19 protein-coding genes are annotated in these 16008 nt (G+C 65.4%); 12 read left to right on the forward strand and 7 right to left on the reverse strand.

The genetic code is table 11. The annotated features are described in order from the left end of the window. Positions 1–111: 111 nt before the first annotated feature. Together QBK88_RS11295 and fliK are read right to left on the reverse strand one after the other, a co-directional pair. The gene (locus QBK88_RS11295) at positions 112–429 is read right to left on the reverse strand and encodes an EscU/YscU/HrcU family type III secretion system export apparatus switch protein (protein ID WP_277962099.1); all 318 of its coding nucleotides are present in this window, start codon (positions 427–429) and stop codon (positions 112–114) included. Next, complete coding sequence (fliK, locus tag QBK88_RS11300) at positions 426–1982, reverse strand: flagellar hook-length control protein FliK (protein ID WP_277962100.1); 1557 nt, start codon at positions 1980–1982, stop codon at positions 426–428. Before fliK ends, QBK88_RS11295 begins: the two co-directional genes overlap by 4 nt. Before the next feature lie 198 nt (positions 1983–2180). On the opposite strand from fliK, the gene ccmA reads away from it, so the two are divergent. The 12 genes from ccmA to QBK88_RS11360 all read left to right on the forward strand — a co-directional run bounded on the left by ccmA (position 2181) and on the right by QBK88_RS11360 (position 11188). Further along, the gene (gene ccmA, locus QBK88_RS11305; RefSeq protein WP_277962101.1) at positions 2181–2813 is read left to right on the forward strand and encodes a cytochrome c biogenesis heme-transporting ATPase CcmA; all 633 of its coding nucleotides are present in this window, start codon (positions 2181–2183) and stop codon (positions 2811–2813) included. Further along, entirely contained in the window at positions 2810–3481 is a 672-nt protein-coding gene (gene ccmB / locus QBK88_RS11310) for a heme exporter protein CcmB (protein ID WP_277962102.1), read from the forward strand. Before ccmA ends, ccmB begins: the two co-directional genes overlap by 4 nt. A 59-nt stretch (positions 3482–3540) precedes the next feature. Continuing rightward, the gene (locus QBK88_RS11315; RefSeq protein ID WP_277962211.1) at positions 3541–4305 is read left to right on the forward strand and encodes a heme ABC transporter permease; all 765 of its coding nucleotides are present in this window, start codon (positions 3541–3543) and stop codon (positions 4303–4305) included. Then, positions 4302–4478 carry a heme exporter protein CcmD gene (gene ccmD, locus QBK88_RS11320; RefSeq protein WP_268149706.1) on the forward strand — a complete coding sequence of 59 codons (177 nt, stop codon included), beginning with the start codon at positions 4302–4304 and terminating at the stop codon, positions 4476–4478. The genes QBK88_RS11315 and ccmD overlap by 4 nt, the downstream gene beginning before the upstream one ends. Continuing rightward, a complete protein-coding gene (gene ccmE / locus QBK88_RS11325; protein WP_277962103.1) occupies positions 4475–4942 on the forward strand; it encodes a cytochrome c maturation protein CcmE in 468 nt (155 codons plus the stop codon). The genes ccmD and ccmE overlap by 4 nt, the downstream gene beginning before the upstream one ends. A 4-nt stretch (positions 4943–4946) precedes the next feature. Beyond that, positions 4947–6920, forward strand: a complete 1974-nt coding sequence (locus QBK88_RS11330; RefSeq protein ID WP_277962104.1) for a heme lyase CcmF/NrfE family subunit — start codon at positions 4947–4949, stop codon at positions 6918–6920. After that, positions 6917–7453 carry a DsbE family thiol:disulfide interchange protein gene (locus tag QBK88_RS11335; protein WP_277962105.1) on the forward strand — a complete coding sequence of 179 codons (537 nt, stop codon included), beginning with the start codon at positions 6917–6919 and terminating at the stop codon, positions 7451–7453. The genes QBK88_RS11330 and QBK88_RS11335 overlap by 4 nt, the downstream gene beginning before the upstream one ends. Then, on the forward strand, positions 7450–7920 hold the full coding sequence (locus tag QBK88_RS11340; RefSeq protein WP_277962106.1) for a cytochrome c-type biogenesis protein: 471 nt from the start codon (positions 7450–7452) through the stop codon (positions 7918–7920). Before QBK88_RS11335 ends, QBK88_RS11340 begins: the two co-directional genes overlap by 4 nt. Beyond that, positions 7917–9119: a c-type cytochrome biogenesis protein CcmI gene (gene ccmI, locus QBK88_RS11345; protein WP_277962107.1), complete on the forward strand. Its 1203-nt coding sequence runs from the start codon at positions 7917–7919 to the stop codon at positions 9117–9119. Before QBK88_RS11340 ends, ccmI begins: the two co-directional genes overlap by 4 nt. Before the next feature lie 2 nt (positions 9120–9121). After that, positions 9122–9526, forward strand: a complete 405-nt coding sequence (locus QBK88_RS11350) for a hypothetical protein (RefSeq protein WP_277962108.1) — start codon at positions 9122–9124, stop codon at positions 9524–9526. 168 nt (positions 9527–9694) lie between these two features. Next, a complete protein-coding gene (locus QBK88_RS11355; RefSeq protein ID WP_277962109.1) occupies positions 9695–10489 on the forward strand; it encodes a hypothetical protein in 795 nt (264 codons plus the stop codon). Positions 10490–10582: 93 nt separating this feature from the next. Continuing rightward, the gene (locus tag QBK88_RS11360; RefSeq protein ID WP_445764925.1) at positions 10583–11188 is read left to right on the forward strand and encodes a DUF5666 domain-containing protein; all 606 of its coding nucleotides are present in this window, start codon (positions 10583–10585) and stop codon (positions 11186–11188) included. A gap of 89 nt (positions 11189–11277) precedes the next feature. Here the strand turns inward: QBK88_RS11360 and QBK88_RS11365 are convergent, their stop codons facing one another. From QBK88_RS11365 to hyi, 5 genes are all read right to left on the reverse strand, one after another. Further along, positions 11278–12279: a sulfate ABC transporter substrate-binding protein gene (locus QBK88_RS11365; RefSeq protein WP_277962110.1), complete on the reverse strand. Its 1002-nt coding sequence runs from the start codon at positions 12277–12279 to the stop codon at positions 11278–11280. 90 nt (positions 12280–12369) lie between these two features. Continuing rightward, a complete protein-coding gene (locus tag QBK88_RS11370; protein WP_277962111.1) occupies positions 12370–13194 on the reverse strand; it encodes an ion transporter in 825 nt (274 codons plus the stop codon). A gap of 30 nt (positions 13195–13224) precedes the next feature. Next, complete coding sequence (locus tag QBK88_RS11375) at positions 13225–14085, reverse strand: urea transporter (protein ID WP_277962112.1); 861 nt, start codon at positions 14083–14085, stop codon at positions 13225–13227. A gap of 107 nt (positions 14086–14192) precedes the next feature. Further along, positions 14193–15083 (reverse strand): 2-hydroxy-3-oxopropionate reductase, encoded by an 891-nt coding sequence (locus tag QBK88_RS11380; protein ID WP_277962113.1) that lies wholly within the window; start codon positions 15081–15083, stop codon positions 14193–14195. Positions 15084–15210: 127 nt separating this feature from the next. Further along, positions 15211–15993, reverse strand: a complete 783-nt coding sequence (hyi, locus tag QBK88_RS11385; protein WP_268149728.1) for a hydroxypyruvate isomerase — start codon at positions 15991–15993, stop codon at positions 15211–15213. Between the last annotated feature and the right edge of the window lie 15 nt (positions 15994–16008).

Consider the following 16008-nt stretch of genomic DNA (forward strand, 5'->3'; position numbering starts at 1 on the left):
GAGGATGGCGGCGGTGGTGGGAATTACCTTGTGGGACCGGGCGAAGCTCGGGAAGGCCGCGCCGCGTTCCACCTGACGTGCCGCAGCGCCCGGTCCTGACGGTACAGCCACTCAGCCGCCAGGCGTGATATCGCGCTCCAGCGGCGCCGGGCTGGGGTCGAAGCCTTGCGGGTACTTTCCCTTCAGGTTCCACGCAAACGCGATGATCTCGGCAATGGTGCGGTATAGCGCCTCGGGAATGCTGTCGCCCAGCTCCAGCCGCGCCAGCAGTTTCACCAGCTCGGCATTCTCATAGATAGGCACTTCGTATTCGCGGGCCATGGCCAGGATGGCTTCGGCCAGTTCGTCGTCGCCCTTGGCACTCAACGTGGGGGCCTGCTGGCCGTCGTAGGTCAGGGCGATGGCTTGGCGGGGGGCTTTGTCGGTCATGCGGTTTCATCCACCCAGCGTTGCTCCAACTGTGTGCGTGGCCCCTGGGGCGGCGTGCCTTGCTTGCATTGCAGGTCGGTCACCTCCAGGCCCTGGGCCAGCAGGCGCTGGCGCAGGCTGTCGAGCTGGCTGTCGATCAGCCGCGCGGTGTGCGGCCATTCGGCCCACAACTGGCCGCTGAGGCTGCCGCGCAGCAGTTGTGCCTGAATTTGCAGCGGCCCCAGCGGATCGAGGTCGAATGCCAGTTCCACCCGCCAGAGTGGGTCTCGTTGCTCCGGGGTTGGCGGGTGCTGTTCCTTGGGTTCGTCTTCGCGCTGTACCCTTACCTGCAATGGCACGATGTCCTGCTGGTTGCGCATGGGAATTTCCAGCTGCCAGGTGGTGAGGAGCTTGCCGTCCTCACTCATGCCGCTCTGCTCCAGGCTCGACAGTTGGTGGCTCTGCAAGCGCGATACCGCCGCCGACGCCAGGCGCAGCAGTTGCTGCAAGTCGTTGTCGCCGTCCAGCCCGCCCAGCAGCCGCGAGGGCAGTGGAAAGTTGCTGGTGGCCGGTTTCTCACCCACCTGGCCCAAGGTGCCCAGGGCGCTGCGCACGTAGCCTGGCAGGGCGCTGGCCAGGGCCTTGGCGGCCTCGGCAGGGTTGAAGGGTGCGCTGCCCGGCAGGTTTGGCAGAATTTGCGCCACCAGGCGCAACAGGCTGCTTTTCAAATCATCGGGCAGCGCGCCGGCCTGGGGCGTCAACAGTTGGGCCTCCATGAACAGGCCGCTGGCATTCAGCGCCTGGGCCACGCCGCGAGCGTCGGTCAGTTGGCGTATGTCCGGCAGGCTGGCCAGCAGGCGGTTGGCACTGGCGCGCAAGTCATCACCCACCTCGCTGCTGTCTCCCAGGTTCTGCAGGGCCGCCAGCAAACCTTCCAGGGAACCCTGGCGGCTTTGCTGGCTCTGCAACTGCTGGTTCACGGCCAACTGTTCCAGGCGGCCGCTCAAGGGTACGAAGTTCAGGCTCTGGGCGCCCTGGACCTGGGCGCTGAGCAGGCTGCCGACCCTTAACGGGCCCGGGCTGTCGATTTCCAGGGTACTGCCGGCCATGGCGGTGTTCAGCAGGGTCACCAGCGAACGGTAGCTGGCGCCCTGGTTCACCAGCTCACTGCTCAGCACCTTGCCTTGTACCAACGTGCCCACGGGCAATTGGCGCATATCCAGTTGGGTGAGGGTGGCCACGGCGTTGGCTTTGCCCTGTTGCACCGCGACACCGACGGTGCCCGAGGGCAGTTGCGTGAGCGTCACCTGGGTGCCCTGGGGCAGGGCCTGCTTGCTGCTGGCCACCACCGTGGCCTGTTCGCCGCTGGCGGTGGTCAGGGCCAGCACCACCTGGAAGGGCTGCCCTGGCCCGCCGGCCTTGCTCGACAGCACTTGCCCCGAGGCGCTGTCCCCCACGTTCAGCAGACCTTCCAGCGAGGTCAGCAGCTTGAGCGTATCCGCACCGCTGGCCGCGGGGCGCAGCGCGGCCGGCGTGGGCTGCAGGGTAGAGACGCTGGTGATGTCAGGGGTCATGAACGGGCCTGTGGAAATTGCCATGATGGCAACGGGAGTCGGTATGTATAATGCCGCACCAACTTTATCAAAACTCGTATACAGAGTGGGCAGGCCTGCAACCGCTGCAAGACGTACGCCATTGCCAGCATAACGGCAAACCGCGCGTCGACTTGAGCCGTCGTCGCTACCCTTCATCCGAATGATTAAGGCCTTCGATTGACTCCTCATCTCCAAGCCCAGGCGCTGGCGTGCGAGCGTGACTGGCGGATGCTGTTCGAGCAGCTCGACGTGAGTGTGCGCCCTGGCGACATGCTGCAGGTCAGTGGCCCCAATGGCAGCGGCAAGACCAGCCTGCTGCGCTTGCTGGCCGGGCTGATGCAGCCTACCGCCGGCCAGGTGCTGCTGGGCGGCCAGCCGCTGGCGGGGCAGGGCACGGCGCTGGCGCGCATGCTCCTGTGGATCGGCCACGCGGCGGGTATCAAGGATGTGCTCACCGCCGAGGAAAACCTCACCTGGCTGTGCGCCTTGCACCAGCCGGCTTCGCGGGAGGCAATCTGGCAGGCACTGGCGGCAGTCGGCCTGCACGGTTTCGAAGACGTCCCTTGCCATACCTTGTCGGCCGGCCAGCAGCGTCGGGTGGCCCTGGCGAGGCTGTACCTGCCGGCGCCCCCCTTGTGGGTTCTCGACGAACCCTTCACCGCGCTGGACAAGCATGGCGTGGCGCAACTGGAAGGCCACCTGGCGGCCCATTGCGAAAACGGCGGCATGGTTGTGCTCACGACCCACCATGCACTGACCACGATGCCTTCCGGCTACCGTGAACTGGACCTGGCGCGGTGGGCGGCATGAGCGGCGTTTTCACCACCCTGATCAAGCGCGAAGCGCGATTGCTGGTACGCCGCCCCGCCGAACTGGCCAATCCACTGGTATTCTTTGCCATCGTCATCGCCCTTTTCCCCCTGGCGGTCGGCCCCGAGGCGCAATTGCTGCGGACCTTGTCGCCGGGGCTGGTGTGGGTGGCGGCGCTGTTGTCGGTGCTGCTGTCCCTGGACGGCCTGTTTCGCAGCGATTTCGAAGACGGCTCCCTGGAACAGTGGGTGCTGTCCCCGCACCCGTTGCCCTTGCTGGTGCTGGCCAAGGTACTGGCGCACTGGTCGTTTTCCGGCCTGTCGCTGGTGGTGCTGTCGCCCTTGCTGGCGCTGATGCTGGGCTTGCCCGTGGCGTGCCTGCCGGTGCTGCTGGCGTCGCTGTTGCTGGGCACGCCGGTGCTCAGCCTGTTGGGCGCGGTGGGCGCGGCCCTTACCGTGGGGCTCAAGCGCGGCGGCCTGTTGCTGGCGCTGGTGATACTGCCGTTGTACATACCGGTGTTGATTCTTGGCAGCGGCGCCCTGCAGGCTGCCCTGCAAGGCATGCCGACCGCCGGTTACCTGTTGTGGCTGGGTAGCCTGACCGCGCTTGCGGTCACCCTGACACCTTTTGCGATAGCCGCTGGCCTGAAGATCAGTGTCGGCGAATAATGAGGCCAGCCCCCATGAGGGCTGGCGATGATTCAGGATGTACCGTGATGAATAGCAGCGTGATCAGTTGGACGTGGTTTCACAAGCTCGGCTCGCCGAAGTGGTTCTATGGCATCAGCGGCCGCCTGCTGCCCTGGCTTGGCATCGCCGCTGCGCTGTTGCTGACCGTGGGCGTGGTCTGGGGCCTGGCGTTCGCACCGCCGGACTACCAGCAGGGCAATAGCTTCCGCATCATCTATATCCATGTACCGGCGGCCATGCTGGCCCAGTCGTGCTACGTCATGATCGCCGTCGCCGGCCTGATAGGCCTGGTGTGGAAAATGAAGATCGCCGACATCGCCTTGCAGTGCGGCGCGCGCATCGGGGCGTGGATGACCGCCCTGGCACTGCTCACCGGCTCCATCTGGGGCAAACCGACCTGGGGCACGTTCTGGGTGTGGGACGCTCGCCTGACCTCGATGCTGATTTTGCTGTTCCTCTACGTGGGCCTGATTGCCCTGGGCCATGCCATCACCAACCGCGACAGCGCCGCCAAGGCCTGTGCGGTGCTGGCGCTGGTGGGCGTGGTGAACATCCCGATCATCAAGTACTCGGTACAGTGGTGGAGCACCCTGCACCAGGGCGCTACCTTCAGCCTCACGGAAAAACCGGCCATGCCTGCCGAAATGTGGCTGCCGCTGGTGTTCACCGCTTTGGGTTTCTACTGTTTCTTCGGCGCCGTGCTGCTGATGCGCATGCGCCTGGAAGTGCTCAAGCGTGAGGCGCGCAGCAGTTGGGCCAAGGCCGAAGTGGCCCAGGCGCTGGGCCGGGAGGCAGGCGCATGAATTTCGCTTCATTCGGTGATTTCATCGCCATGGGCCATCATGGCGCTTACGTCTGGTCGGCCTACGGCATCTGCCTGGTAGTGCTGGTGAACAATATCGCCGCGCCGCTGCTGGCCCGTCGACGCTATCTGCAGGAAGAGGCGCGCCGTCTGCGCCGGGAGAAAGGCAAGTGAATCCGCTGCGCAAGAAACGTCTGTTGATCATCGTCGGCCTGCTGGCCGGCCTGGGCGTGGCCGTCGGCCTGGCGCTGAGCGCGCTGCAGGAAAACATCAACCTGTTCTACACCCCCACCCAGATCGCCAACGGCGAAGCCCCGCCCGGCACCCGCATCCGCGCTGGCGGCATGGTGGAAAAGGGCTCGCTGGTACGCTCGGCCGACTCGCTGGACGTGCGCTTCGTGGTCACCGACTTCAACAAGAACGTGACCATCACTTACCGCGGCATTCTTCCGGACCTGTTCCGCGAGGGCCAGGGCATCGTTGCCCTCGGCAAGCTCAATGCCGATGGCGTGGTGGTGGCTGACCAGATCCTGGCCAAGCACGACGAGAAATACATGCCGCCCGAGGTCACCAAGGCCCTCAAGGATAGCGGCCAGTCCGCTTCCGGTGCCGGGCCCGCGCCCATCAAGGAAGGTTGAAGCAATGATTCCCGAACTCGGCCACCTGGCCATGATCCTGGCCCTGTGCTTTGCCCTGGTACAGGCCACTGTCCCGCTGTTTGGCGCCTGGCGCGGCGACCGGCAGTGGATGGGCCTGGCCCAGCCCGCGGCCTGGGGGCAATTCGCCTTCCTGCTGTTCGCGTTTGGCGGCCTGACCTACAGCTTCATGACTGACGATTTTTCCGTCGGCTACGTGGCGAACAACTCCAACAGTGCCTTGCCCTGGTACTACAAATTCAGCGCGGTATGGGGCGCCCATGAAGGTTCACTGCTGTTGTGGGCACTGATCCTGGGGGGCTGGACCTTCGCGGTGTCGGTGTTTTCCCGGCAACTGCCGCAAGTGATGCTGGCCCGCGTACTGGCGGTGATGGGCATGATCAGCACCGGCTTTTTGCTGTTCCTGATCCTGACGTCCAACCCCTTCGCACGCATACTGCCGCAAGTGCCGGCCAACGGCGCTGACCTCAACCCATTGCTGCAGGACCCGGGCCTGATCATTCACCCGCCCATGCTGTACATGGGCTACGTGGGCTTCTCGGTGGCCTTTGCCTTCGCCATCGCTGCCTTGCTGGGTGGCCGGCTGGACGCGGCCTGGGCGCGCTGGTCGCGGCCCTGGACCATCGTTGCCTGGAGCTTCCTGGGTTTCGGTATCACCCTGGGGTCGTGGTGGGCTTACTACGAACTGGGCTGGGGTGGCTGGTGGTTCTGGGACCCGGTGGAGAACGCCTCCTTCATGCCGTGGCTGGTGGGCACCGCGCTGATTCATTCCCTGGCCGTCACCGAAAAACGTGGCGTGTTCAAGAGCTGGACCGTGTTGCTGGCCATCGCTGCTTTCTCCCTGAGCCTGCTGGGTACCTTCCTGGTGCGCTCCGGCGTGCTGACCTCGGTACACGCCTTCGCCTCCGACCCGGCGCGAGGGGTGTTCATCCTGATCTTCCTGCTGTGCGTGGTGGGCGGCTCGCTGACCCTGTTCGCCGTGCGCGCCCCGGTGGTCAAGAGCCACGTAGGCTTCGGGCTGTGGTCGCGCGAAACCCTGCTGCTGGGCAATAACCTGGTGCTGGTGGTGGCCGCCTCGATGATTCTGCTGGGCACCCTGTACCCACTGGTGCTGGACGCCATCAGCGGCGCCAAGCTATCGGTGGGCCCGCCGTACTTCAACGCGCTGTTCGTGCCACTGATGGGCATCCTCATGGTGGTGATGGCGGTAGGCGTGCTGGTGCGCTGGAAAGACACGCCGCTGCAGTGGTTGCGCGGCATGCTCACCCCGGTGCTGATCGGCGCCGTGGTGCTGGCGCCCATTGGCGGGCTGCTGGTGGCCAATTTCGACTGGGCCATTCTCACCGTGTTCGCCCTCGCGGCCTGGGTGCTGCTGGCCGGCGTGCGCGACCTGTTCGACAAGACCCGCCACAAAGGCCTGGTCAAGGGGGCACGAGGCCTGACCCGCAGCTACTGGGGCATGCACGTGGCCCACCTGGGTATCGCGGTGTGCGCCCTGGGCGTGGTGCTGTCCAGCAGCCACAGTGCCCAGCGCGACCTGCGCATGGCGCCGGGCGAGTCCATGGACCTGGCCGGTTACCACTTCATTTTCGACGGGGCGCAGCACTACCGCGGCCCGAACTTCACCTCCGACCGCGGCACCATGCGTGTCAGCAAGGACGGCCGTGACGTGACCGTGCTGTACCCGGAAAAACGCCTGTATACCGTGCAGCAGTCGATGATGACGGAAGCGGGCATCGACGCCGGTTTCACCCGCGATTTGTATGTCGCGCTGGGTGAGCCGCTGGAAAACGGTGCCTGGGCGGTTCGCGTGCACGTCAAACCGTTCGTGCGCTGGATCTGGTTCGGCGGCCTGTTGACCGCCCTGGGCGGCGCATTGGCGGCGACCGACCGGCGCTATCGGGTCAAGGTGCGCGCCAAGGTGCGTGATGTGTTGGGTCTGGATGGAGCAGCGGCATGAAGCGCTGGATGTTGTTGGTGCCCCTGGCACTGTTTCTGGTAGTGGCGGTGTTCCTCTACCGTGGCTTGTACCTTGACCCGTCCGAGCTGCCCTCGGCGATGATCGGCAAGCCCTTCCCGGCGTTCTCGCTGCCCTCGGTACAGGATGGCAAGCCCCTGACCGAGGCCGACCTCAAGGGCAAGCCGGCGTTGGTCAACGTATGGGGCACCTGGTGCATTTCCTGCCGCGTCGAGCACCCGGTGCTGACCCGGCTGGCCCAGCAGGGCGTGGTGATCTACGGGGTCAACTACAAGGATGACAACGGTGCCGCGCTGAAGTGGCTGCAGGACTTCCACAACCCCTACCAGATCAACATCAATGACGAGCAGGGTGGCCTGGGCCTGAACCTGGGCGTGTACGGCGCGCCGGAAACCTTCCTGATCGATGCCAAGGGTGTGATCCGCTACAAGCATGTGGGCGTGATCGACGACACGGTGTGGCGCGAGCAGTTGGCCAGCCAGTACCAGGGCCTGGTCGACGAGGCCCGGCCATGAGGCGCTGGCTGGCAGCGGTCGGCCTGGCCCTGGGCCTGGCCGGCGTGGCCCAGGCGGCCATCGACACCTACCAGTTCGCCAACGACGCCGAGCGCGACCGTTACCGCGAACTGACCCAGGAACTGCGGTGCCCCAAGTGCCAGAACCAGGACATCGCCGACTCCAATGCGCCGATTGCCGCCGACCTGCGCCGGGAAATTTTCCGCATGCTGGGTGAAGGCAAGACCAACCCGCAGATCGTCGAGTTCATGGTCGACCGTTATGGCGAGTTCGTGCGCTACAAGCCCGCGCTGACCGCCCGTACCTGGTTGCTGTGGTTCGGCCCCGGCGTATTGCTGGTGGGCGGTGTGGGCGTGATCTTGCTGATCGTGCGCCGCCGCAAGCACACCGGCCTTGCCGCTGAACCTGATCTGTCCCCCGAAGAGCGCGCGCGCCTCGCTACCCTGCTGGATAAAGACCACCCATGATTGATTTCTGGCTCGCCGTAGGGCTGCTGTTGCTGGTTGCCCTGGGCTTTTTGCTGATACCCGTGGTGCGCGGCCGTCGTGCCCAACAGGAAGAAGACCGTACCGCCCTGAACGTGGCCCTGTACCAGGAACGCATCGCCGAACTGGCGGCGCAACGGGAAGAGGGCGTGCTCAGCGCCGAACAACTGGAGGCGGGCCGCGCCGAGGCCGGCCGGGAATTGCTGGCCGATACCGAAGGTGCCGACCAGGGCCGGGTGTCACGCCTGGGCCGGCCACTGCCGTTGCTGGCGGCCGTGCTGGTACCCGTGGCGGCCCTGGGCCTGTACCTGCATTTCGGTGCAAGCGACAAGGTCGAGCTGACCCGTGAATTCGCCACGCCGCCCGCTTCCATGGCCGAGATGACCAGCCGCCTGGAACGCGCCGTGGCTGCCCAGCCAGACTCCGCCGAAGGCCTGTTCTTCCTTGGCCGCACCTACATGTCGCAGAACCGCCCGGCCGACGCCGCGCGCATTTTCCAGCGTACCCTGGCCGTGGCCGGGCGTCAGCCGGAACTGCTGGGGCAACTGGCCCAGGCCGAGTATTTCGCCAGCGACAAGCAGTGGTCGCCCGAGATCCAGGCCCTCACCGATGAAGCCCTCAAGGCCGACCCCAAGGAAGTGACCAGCCTGGGCTTGCGCGGCATTGCCGCGTTCGAGGGCCAGCGCTACCAGGAAGCGGTGGACTACTGGCAACGCCTGCTGGCCTTGCTGCCGGCCGACGACCCGTCCCGTGCGGCCCTGCAAGGTGGCATCCAGCGCGCGGCCGAGCGCATCACCGCCAGCGGCGGCAGTCTTGCCGCTGCCCCTGTGGTGAAAAGCGCGGCGCTGCTCAAGGTCAATGTCGACCTGGGTGCTGGCCTCAAGGCCAAGGTGCAGCCGGGTGACAGCGTGTTCGTGTTTGCCCGTGCGTCGTCCGGGCCGCCCATGCCCCTGGCGGTCAAACGCCTGACCGTGGCTGATCTGCCCGCCAGTGTCGAGCTCAGCGACAGCGATGCGATGATGCCGCAGCTGAAACTGTCCAACTTCCCCGAGGTCCAACTGGTGGCGCGCGTGTCCCGTGCCGGCCAGCCGACCAAGGGCGAATGGGTTGGCCGCAGCCAGCCCCTGGCCAGCAGCACCAGCGCGCCGCAAAACCTGACCATCGACAGCCCGGATCTCTGATCATGCACGCCATTGCCCGTGTTTCCCTGTTAAGCCTGGTGCTGGGCCTCAGTGCCTGCGCGGTGCACCACCCGCAGCCGCAGCCCACGGCGCCGACCATCCCGTCGCTGCCCCAGACCGCACCGCCAAGCCCCGGCAAGCCGTTACCGGTGACCCCGGGTACCCCGGCGAGCAAACCCATGCCGCGCACCTCGGCCAGCTTCGCCCCGCCGCCGGGCGGTGCCAGCCACTGGGACCCGAAACTGGGCGTGTATGTCCTGGAAGGGCAGGCGGACACCTACTACCGTCAGCGCACCTACTACCGCTGGGACGGCAACTGGACCTGGGCCACCAGCCTGAGCGGGCCGTGGCAGAGCACCGACACCGGTGGCGTGCCGCCGGGGTTGGGGCGCTTGCATAGCCAGTGACCTTGCGGCGCCCGTGACGCGGCCAGGTCCGCTGCTACACCCTTTGGCAGCGGGCCTGGCCGGGTTCCAGGCGCCCCGGTCTTTCACCCGCGAACGCCAATTTTCCATAAAGAATCAAACACTTCAGCCGATACGCCAGCACGCCCCTGGACATTTCGGCTGGTACCCATGAAGCAATTCTTCAACAAACCCTACCTGTTACCCACGCTGATTTCCCTGGTGCTGCTGGGGGTGGTCAGCGCTTGGCTGAGCCCTGCGTTCGACCTTTTCGCCCTGGCCCATGACCTGCGCTGGTTGGCCGTGGCGGCGCTGTTCCTGTATTGCCTGTTCTGCTGGCTGTGCATTTCCCTGGGCCGCTGGGGCGAGGTGGCGTGGAAGCGCGCCGACTACCTGTGGCTGGGCTGCGTGGCACTGGCGTTGGTGGTGCAGGCGGCGGGGGAGAGTAGCCTGCGCTGGGTGGCCACTGCCTTGTTGCTGGTGTTGGCCTTGTCGCTGCGGGCGGCCAAGGTCAACGCCGAGATCCTGCTCAAGACCCCGCGCCGCCAAGCCCTGTGGCTGATCTTCAACCAGCGCCTGGAAGTGCCCAGCGAGGGCCGGCTGGACATGAAGGCCCAACGCGCCAAAGTGCGGCTCACCCAACTGCTGCGCGACTGGCGCGTAGGGCAGTTGCCTTTGGCCCATGTGCGGGTCGGTAGCGGCCAATCCAGTGCGCAACCGAGCGCGGTGATCGAGGTGAAGCCACGCTTCAGCGAACCGGAATTCACCCACGACTTCCAGGACTCGCTGGAAGCCACCGCCCTGGGCCGCTGGGTGCTGGAGCAGCCGGTGGACACCCTGTACCTGTTCGGCGAGATCAACTCGCTGTTGCTGGCGCAACTGCTGCGCTGGGGTACGGACCACGGCCTGGAAGTGATCGTTGACGGCGGTGTCACCCTGTTGAATGAAGAACGCGAGGCCGCCTGACCCTTCTCGATGAATGAGTGGTACAGTCGGGATAGATCGCTAGCTAACTATCCGCACGCTGGCCCGCTCATCAAAGGAGTGTTCGTGATGCCAATGAAACGCCTGTTCTGCGCTTCCACCTTGGCCCTGGCGGTGTTTGCCAGTGCCGGGCTGCAGGCCGCCGATGCCCCGCCCTCGGGCGTGCGCGGCGCCATCACCGCGGTCAACGGTGACGACCTGCAAGTCAAGACCAACCGTGGCGAAGACGTGGTGGTACACCTCACCGCCGACACCCAGGTGCGTGGTGTGACGTTGGCCAATATCGCTGACATCAAGCCCGGCAGTTACGTAGGTTCCGCGGCCGTGCCCCAGGCCGACGGCACCCTCAAGGCCCTGGAAGTGCATGTGTTCCCGCCGTCCATGGCCGGCACTGGTGATGGCCACCGCGCCTTCGACCTGGCCAGCAACAGCAGCATGACCAACGGCAGCGTCGGCGACCTGGTGGTGGCGAACGGGCGAACCATCACGGTGAAGTACAAGGGCGGCGAGCAGAAGATCCTGGTGCCGGATGACGTACCGGTGGTGAACCTGGTGCCGGCTGATCGCAGCTTGCTGAAGCCTGGGGTGAAGGTCGTGCTGTTTGCGCAGAAAGCGGCGGATGGCAGCTACACGGCCAAGGCTATTTCCGCGGGCGAGAATGGCTTGAAGCCGCCGATGTAGGCCTCGCGTCGCGCCGTTCCCGCAGGGTTCGTTTACCCTGTGGGACCCGGCGAAGCGCGGGAAAAGCGCGACACGACTCTCACGTCAGGTTATTGCTGGCTATAGATCTGATCAAACACCCCACCATCGGCAAAGTGGGTTTTCTGCACGGTGCGCCAGTCGCCAAAGGTCTTTTCCACCGACAGGAAGTCGACCTTGGGGAAGCGGTCCTGGTATTTGGCCAACACCGCCGGGTCACGCGGGCGCAAGTAGTTCTGCGCGGCAATGTCCTGGCCCTCCGGCGACCACAGGTACTTCAGGTAGGCCTCGGCCAGGGCCCGGCTGCCTTTCTTGTCCACCACCTTGTCGACCACGGCCACGGGCGGTTCGGCTTCGGCGGAGACGCTGGGGTAGATCACCTCGAACTTGTCACGGCCAAATTCGCGGGCAATCATTTCCGCTTCGTTCTCGAAGGTCACCAGCACGTCGCCGATCTGGTTGGTCATGAAGGTGGTGGTGGCGCCACGGCCACCGGTGTCCAGCACCGGCACGTGCTTGAACAGCTGGCCGACGAACGCCTTGGCCTTGTTCTCGTCACCGCCGTTCTTCAGCGCGTAGCCCCAGGCCGACAGGTAGGTGTAGCGGCCGTTGCCGCTGGTCTTGGGGTTGGGCACGATCACTTGCACGCCATCCTTGACCAGGTCGTTCCAGTCCTTCAGACCCTTGGGGTTGCCCTTGCGCACGATGAATACCGTGGCAGAGGTAAAGGGCGCGCTGTTATTGGGCAGGCGTGTCACCCAGTTGTCGGGCACCAGCTTGCCATTATCGGCCAGGGCATTGATGTCGGTGGCCATGTTCATGGTGATGACGTCGGCGGGCAGGCCGTCGATCACCGCGCGCGCCTGTTTGCTGGAACCACCGAAGGACATCTGCACGGTGACCTTGTCGTCGGCGTGCTCGGCCTGCCAGTGTTTCTGGAACGCAGCGTTGTAGTCCTTGTAGAAGTCGCGCATCACGTCGTAGGAAACGTTCAGCAGCGGCGGCGCCGCCTGGGCCAGGCCGGCCAGCCCCAGGCCGGCGGCGAGCAACGAAGCGCTCAAGAGTTTATGCATGGCAGATGTCCTGTTGTTGTCGTTGAAAGCATTTGGCCAGCAACTATAGCCGGGCCGTCAGGCGCCCCGAAAGATCTAAAAGTGGGGTGCTTATTCTCTTTTCCGGAACAAGGCGTTACCGCAGCGCGAGCAGAATGCTGCCTCGCTGTCATGGTCGGCCTTGGCGCACACCGGGCAGGGGCGTTGCTGGCGCTCGCCCCGCATGGCATTGGCCAGTTCAGCGGTGAAGATGCCGGTGGGCACGGCGATAATCGAGTAACCGGTGATCATCACCAGCGCGGAAATGATCTGCCCCACCGGGGTCTTGGGCACGATGTCGCCGAAGCCCACGGTGGTCAGGGTAACGATGGCCCAGTAGATGCCCATGGGAATGCTGGTGAACCCGTGTTCCGGGCCTTCGATCACGTACATCAGCGTGCCGAACACCGTTACCAGGGTGGACACGGTGAGCAGGAACACGATGATTTTCTGCCGGCTGCCGCGCAGCGCCGACAACAGGTAATTGGCCTGGCTCAGGTAGGGCCGCAGCTTGAGCACCCGGAAGATGCGCAGCATGCGTATCACCCGCACGATCATCAGGTATTGGGCGTCGCTGTAGTAGATGGCGAGGATGCCCGGCACGATGGCCAGCAGGTCCACCAGGCCATAGAAACTGAACGCGTAGCGCACCGGCTTGGGGGAGCAGTACAGGCGCAGCAGGTACTCCACGGCGAATATCGTGGTCAGGCCCCATTCGATGTAGGCGAACAGGTCGGCGTATTGGCGGTGGACGCTCTCGATGCTGTCGACCACCACCAGCACCAGGCTGGCGAGGATGATCAGCAGCACGGTGGTGTCGAAGCGTCGGCCGGCGCGGGTGTCGCTTTCGAAGATGACGGTGTAGAGCTTTTCGCGCAGGGTACGTGGGTTTTCCATAAGGGCTCGGGTCCAGAAGATGGACAGAGCCTAGGGGGTTTGCCTTTGCCTGTGCAAGGCCGGTTCGCCGTGCAGCAAGCGCGCGCTGGCCTGTACCAGCCAGCAGGCGAGGATGAAGGGGGCGGTCAGGGCGGGTAACGGCAGGCTGGCGAAGCCCGGTTGCAGCAGTAATGCCAGCACCAGGGCGGTGGCGGCGCGCAAGGGCTGGGCGCTGAAAGCCAGGGCAGCGAGGGCGGCGTTGAAGCCGTAAAGGCCCGGCAGGGGTGGTTCGCCTTGCAGCCAGGCAAACGCCAGCCCCGTGGCGGAACCCGCCAGGGCCCACAGGGCCGCGCGGCGGTTCGCCAGCCACAGGCCCAGCAGCACCAGGGCGCCCGCCACGGGACTGGCGAGTAAAAATACCTGGCCTAGCCCCGTGAGCGCATCGCTGAGTGCGAAGGGCTGTGGCGTACTCCCCTCCGGTGCCACGGCCCACCCCAGGGCCCAGCCAGCCCAGCCAGTGAGCACGAACGGTGCGGTATAGGCGGGCAGGCAGGTAGGCCGCGCGCAGACCGCCAGCCAGCGTGCTACCAGCAGGCTGCTCAGGCCGCTGGCGGCGATGATCAGCAAAGGCAGGGTCAGGTTCAATGGCAGCCAGTGGCTGAACAGCAGGCCAATGAGCACACCGTTGTAGCTGAACAAGCCTGCCTGGCGGTGTTCGCGCGGGTAGCCGCGGCGTTGGGCAGTGAGCAGGCCGGTGGCGGCGCCCAGCAGCGCGCCACCGAGTGATTGGGGGGCGCACAGCAGGATGGCCAGCAGGCAACACAGGCCGCAGAGCGGGTGCCGTTGCAGCAGCACCTGGCTGAAGCCGTTGAGCAGGGCGGTGGCCCAGTCGGGGCAGAAGGGCTTGGACACGGTCGTTGTTATCGTTGTTGTTTTATACGCGCCGCCGGCTTGTAGCACGCGGCCCGGGCACGCCGCGTGTACCGAGGACGTGGCCAGGTCCGCTGCAAGGACGGTGGTCAGTTGTCGCGAATGCTGAAGTTGGCCATGTGTTCCAGGCCCTTGATCAGCGCCGAATGGTCCCAGCCGCTGCCGCCCAGGGCCGCGCAGGTGCTGAACACCTGTTGGGCGTTGGCGGTGTTGGGCAGGTTCACGCCCAGTTCGCGGGCGCCCTGCAGGGCCAGGTTGAGGTCCTTCTGGTGCAGGCTGATGCGGAAGCCCGGGTCGAAGGTGCCCTTGATCATGCGCTCGCCGTGTACTTCCAGAATCTTCGACGAAGCAAACCCTCCCATCAGCGCTTCGCGCACCTTGGCCGGGTCGGCGCCGTTTTTCGCCGCGAACAGCAACGCTTCGGCCACTGCCTGAATGTTCAGGGCGACGATGATCTGGTTGGCCACCTTGGCGGTCTGGCCGTCGCCGTTGCCGCCTACCCGGGTGATGTTCTTGCCCATGCTCTGGAACAGCGGCAGGGCGCGGTCGAAGGCGTCCTGGTCGCCGCCGACCATGATGCTCAGCGTCGCTGCCCTGGCGCCCACCTCGCCCCCCGATACCGGTGCGTCCAGATACTGGGCGCCACGCTCGTTCACTTTGGCGGCGAAGGCCTTGGTGGCCGACGGCGAGATGGAGCTCATGTCGATGACCACCTTGCCCTTGCTCAGCCCTTTGGCGATGCCCTGGTCACGGAACAGCACGTCCTCGACCTGGGGGGTGTCGGGCACCATGATGATGATGAACTCGGCTTCCTGCGCCACTTCGCGCGGGTTGGCCAGGGCCAGCGCGCCGGCAGCCACGAGGTCGGCAGGGGGAGCGTCGTGGTGGGCGGACAGGAACAGCTGGTGGCCGGCTTTCTGCAGGTTCTGCGCCATGGGATGGCCCATGATGCCAGTGCCGATGAATCCGATTTTTGCCATGGTGGTGGTCCCTTATTGTTGGATGATGAATGTCCGCAGGGCCTGGGGAGGCGCGGGGACAGCCGCTGCCTGGTGTCCAGGCATGCGCGGCATGGTCTTCCCGAGCGTCTCCCGGTCCTGCGGTGGGTTAGATGGCGTTGTGGGTCTTTAGCCAACCCAGGCCGGCCTCGGTGGTGGTCAGCGGTTTGTATTCACAGCCCACCCAGCCCTGGTAGCCAAGGGTGTCCAGGTGCTCGAACAGGAATCGGTAATTGATCTCGCCCGTGCCCGGCTCGTGGCGCCCGGGGTTGTCGGCCAGTTGCACGTGGTTGATCTTGCCCAGGTGCGCCGACAGCGTGGGGGCCAGGTCACCCTCCATGATCTGCATGTGGTAGATGTCGTACTGCAACGCCAGGTTGTCGCTGCCTACCTTGGCCTGAATGTCCAGTGCCTGGTCGGTGGTGGTCAGGTAGAAACCGGGGATGTCGCGGGTGTTGATCATCTCCATCACCAGGCGGATGCCGGCCGCTTGCAGTCTGTCGGCGGCGTAGCGCAGGTTGCTGACGAAGGTGGTTTCCACCGTGGCGCAGGCCACGCCCTGGGGGCGAATGCCGGCCAGGCAGTTGACCTGGGTGTTGCCCAGCACCTGGGCGTAGGCGATGGCCAGGTCGACCCCGGCGCGGAATTCTTCGACCCGGTCGGGGTGGCAGGCGATACCGCGCTCACCCTTGGCCCAGTCACCGGCCGGCAGGTTGAACAGCACCTGGGTCAGCCCATGGGCCTGTAATTGCGCTTTGAGCTCGGCAGAGGTGAATTCGTACGGGAACAGGTACTCGACACCCTCGAAGCCGGCGTCGGCAGCGGCCTTGAAGCGGGCGAGGAAGTCCTGCTCGGTGAACAGCATCGACAGGTTGGCGGCGAAACGTGGCATACAAGCCTCCTTGAA

Origin of the sequence: Pseudomonas sp. RIT-To-2, from assembly GCF_029623465.1 — a bacterium.
In the GTDB taxonomy this organism is placed as follows: domain Bacteria; phylum Pseudomonadota; class Gammaproteobacteria; order Pseudomonadales; family Pseudomonadaceae; genus Aquipseudomonas; species Aquipseudomonas silvicola.

Bases quoted from the DNA above. Each gene is read 5' to 3' on its own strand.
- QBK88_RS11380 (WP_277962113.1), bottom strand. From the start codon at position 15,083: ATGGCAAAAATCGGATTCATCGGCACTGGCATCATGGGCCATCCCATG.
- QBK88_RS11350 (WP_277962108.1), top strand. From the start codon at position 9,122: ATGCACGCCATTGCCCGTGTTTCCCTGTTAAGCCTGGTGCTGGGCCTC.
- QBK88_RS11360 (WP_445764925.1), top strand. From the start codon at position 10,583: ATGAAACGCCTGTTCTGCGCTTCCACCTTGGCCCTGGCGGTGTTTGCC.
- QBK88_RS11335 (WP_277962105.1), top strand. From the start codon at position 6,917: ATGAAGCGCTGGATGTTGTTGGTGCCCCTGGCACTGTTTCTGGTAGTG.
- QBK88_RS11355 (WP_277962109.1), top strand. From the start codon at position 9,695: ATGAAGCAATTCTTCAACAAACCCTACCTGTTACCCACGCTGATTTCC.
- ccmI (WP_277962107.1), top strand. From the start codon at position 7,917: ATGATTGATTTCTGGCTCGCCGTAGGGCTGCTGTTGCTGGTTGCCCTG.
- fliK (WP_277962100.1), bottom strand. From the start codon at position 1,982: ATGACCCCTGACATCACCAGCGTCTCTACCCTGCAGCCCACGCCGGCC.
- ccmD (WP_268149706.1), top strand. From the start codon at position 4,302: ATGAATTTCGCTTCATTCGGTGATTTCATCGCCATGGGCCATCATGGC.
- QBK88_RS11340 (WP_277962106.1), top strand. From the start codon at position 7,450: ATGAGGCGCTGGCTGGCAGCGGTCGGCCTGGCCCTGGGCCTGGCCGGC.
- ccmB (WP_277962102.1), top strand. From the start codon at position 2,810: ATGAGCGGCGTTTTCACCACCCTGATCAAGCGCGAAGCGCGATTGCTG.
- QBK88_RS11370 (WP_277962111.1), bottom strand. From the start codon at position 13,194: ATGGAAAACCCACGTACCCTGCGCGAAAAGCTCTACACCGTCATCTTC.
- QBK88_RS11295 (WP_277962099.1), bottom strand. From the start codon at position 429: ATGACCGACAAAGCCCCCCGCCAAGCCATCGCCCTGACCTACGACGGC.
- hyi (WP_268149728.1), bottom strand. From the start codon at position 15,993: ATGCCACGTTTCGCCGCCAACCTGTCGATGCTGTTCACCGAGCAGGAC.
- QBK88_RS11330 (WP_277962104.1), top strand. From the start codon at position 4,947: ATGATTCCCGAACTCGGCCACCTGGCCATGATCCTGGCCCTGTGCTTT.
- QBK88_RS11365 (WP_277962110.1), bottom strand. From the start codon at position 12,279: ATGCATAAACTCTTGAGCGCTTCGTTGCTCGCCGCCGGCCTGGGGCTG.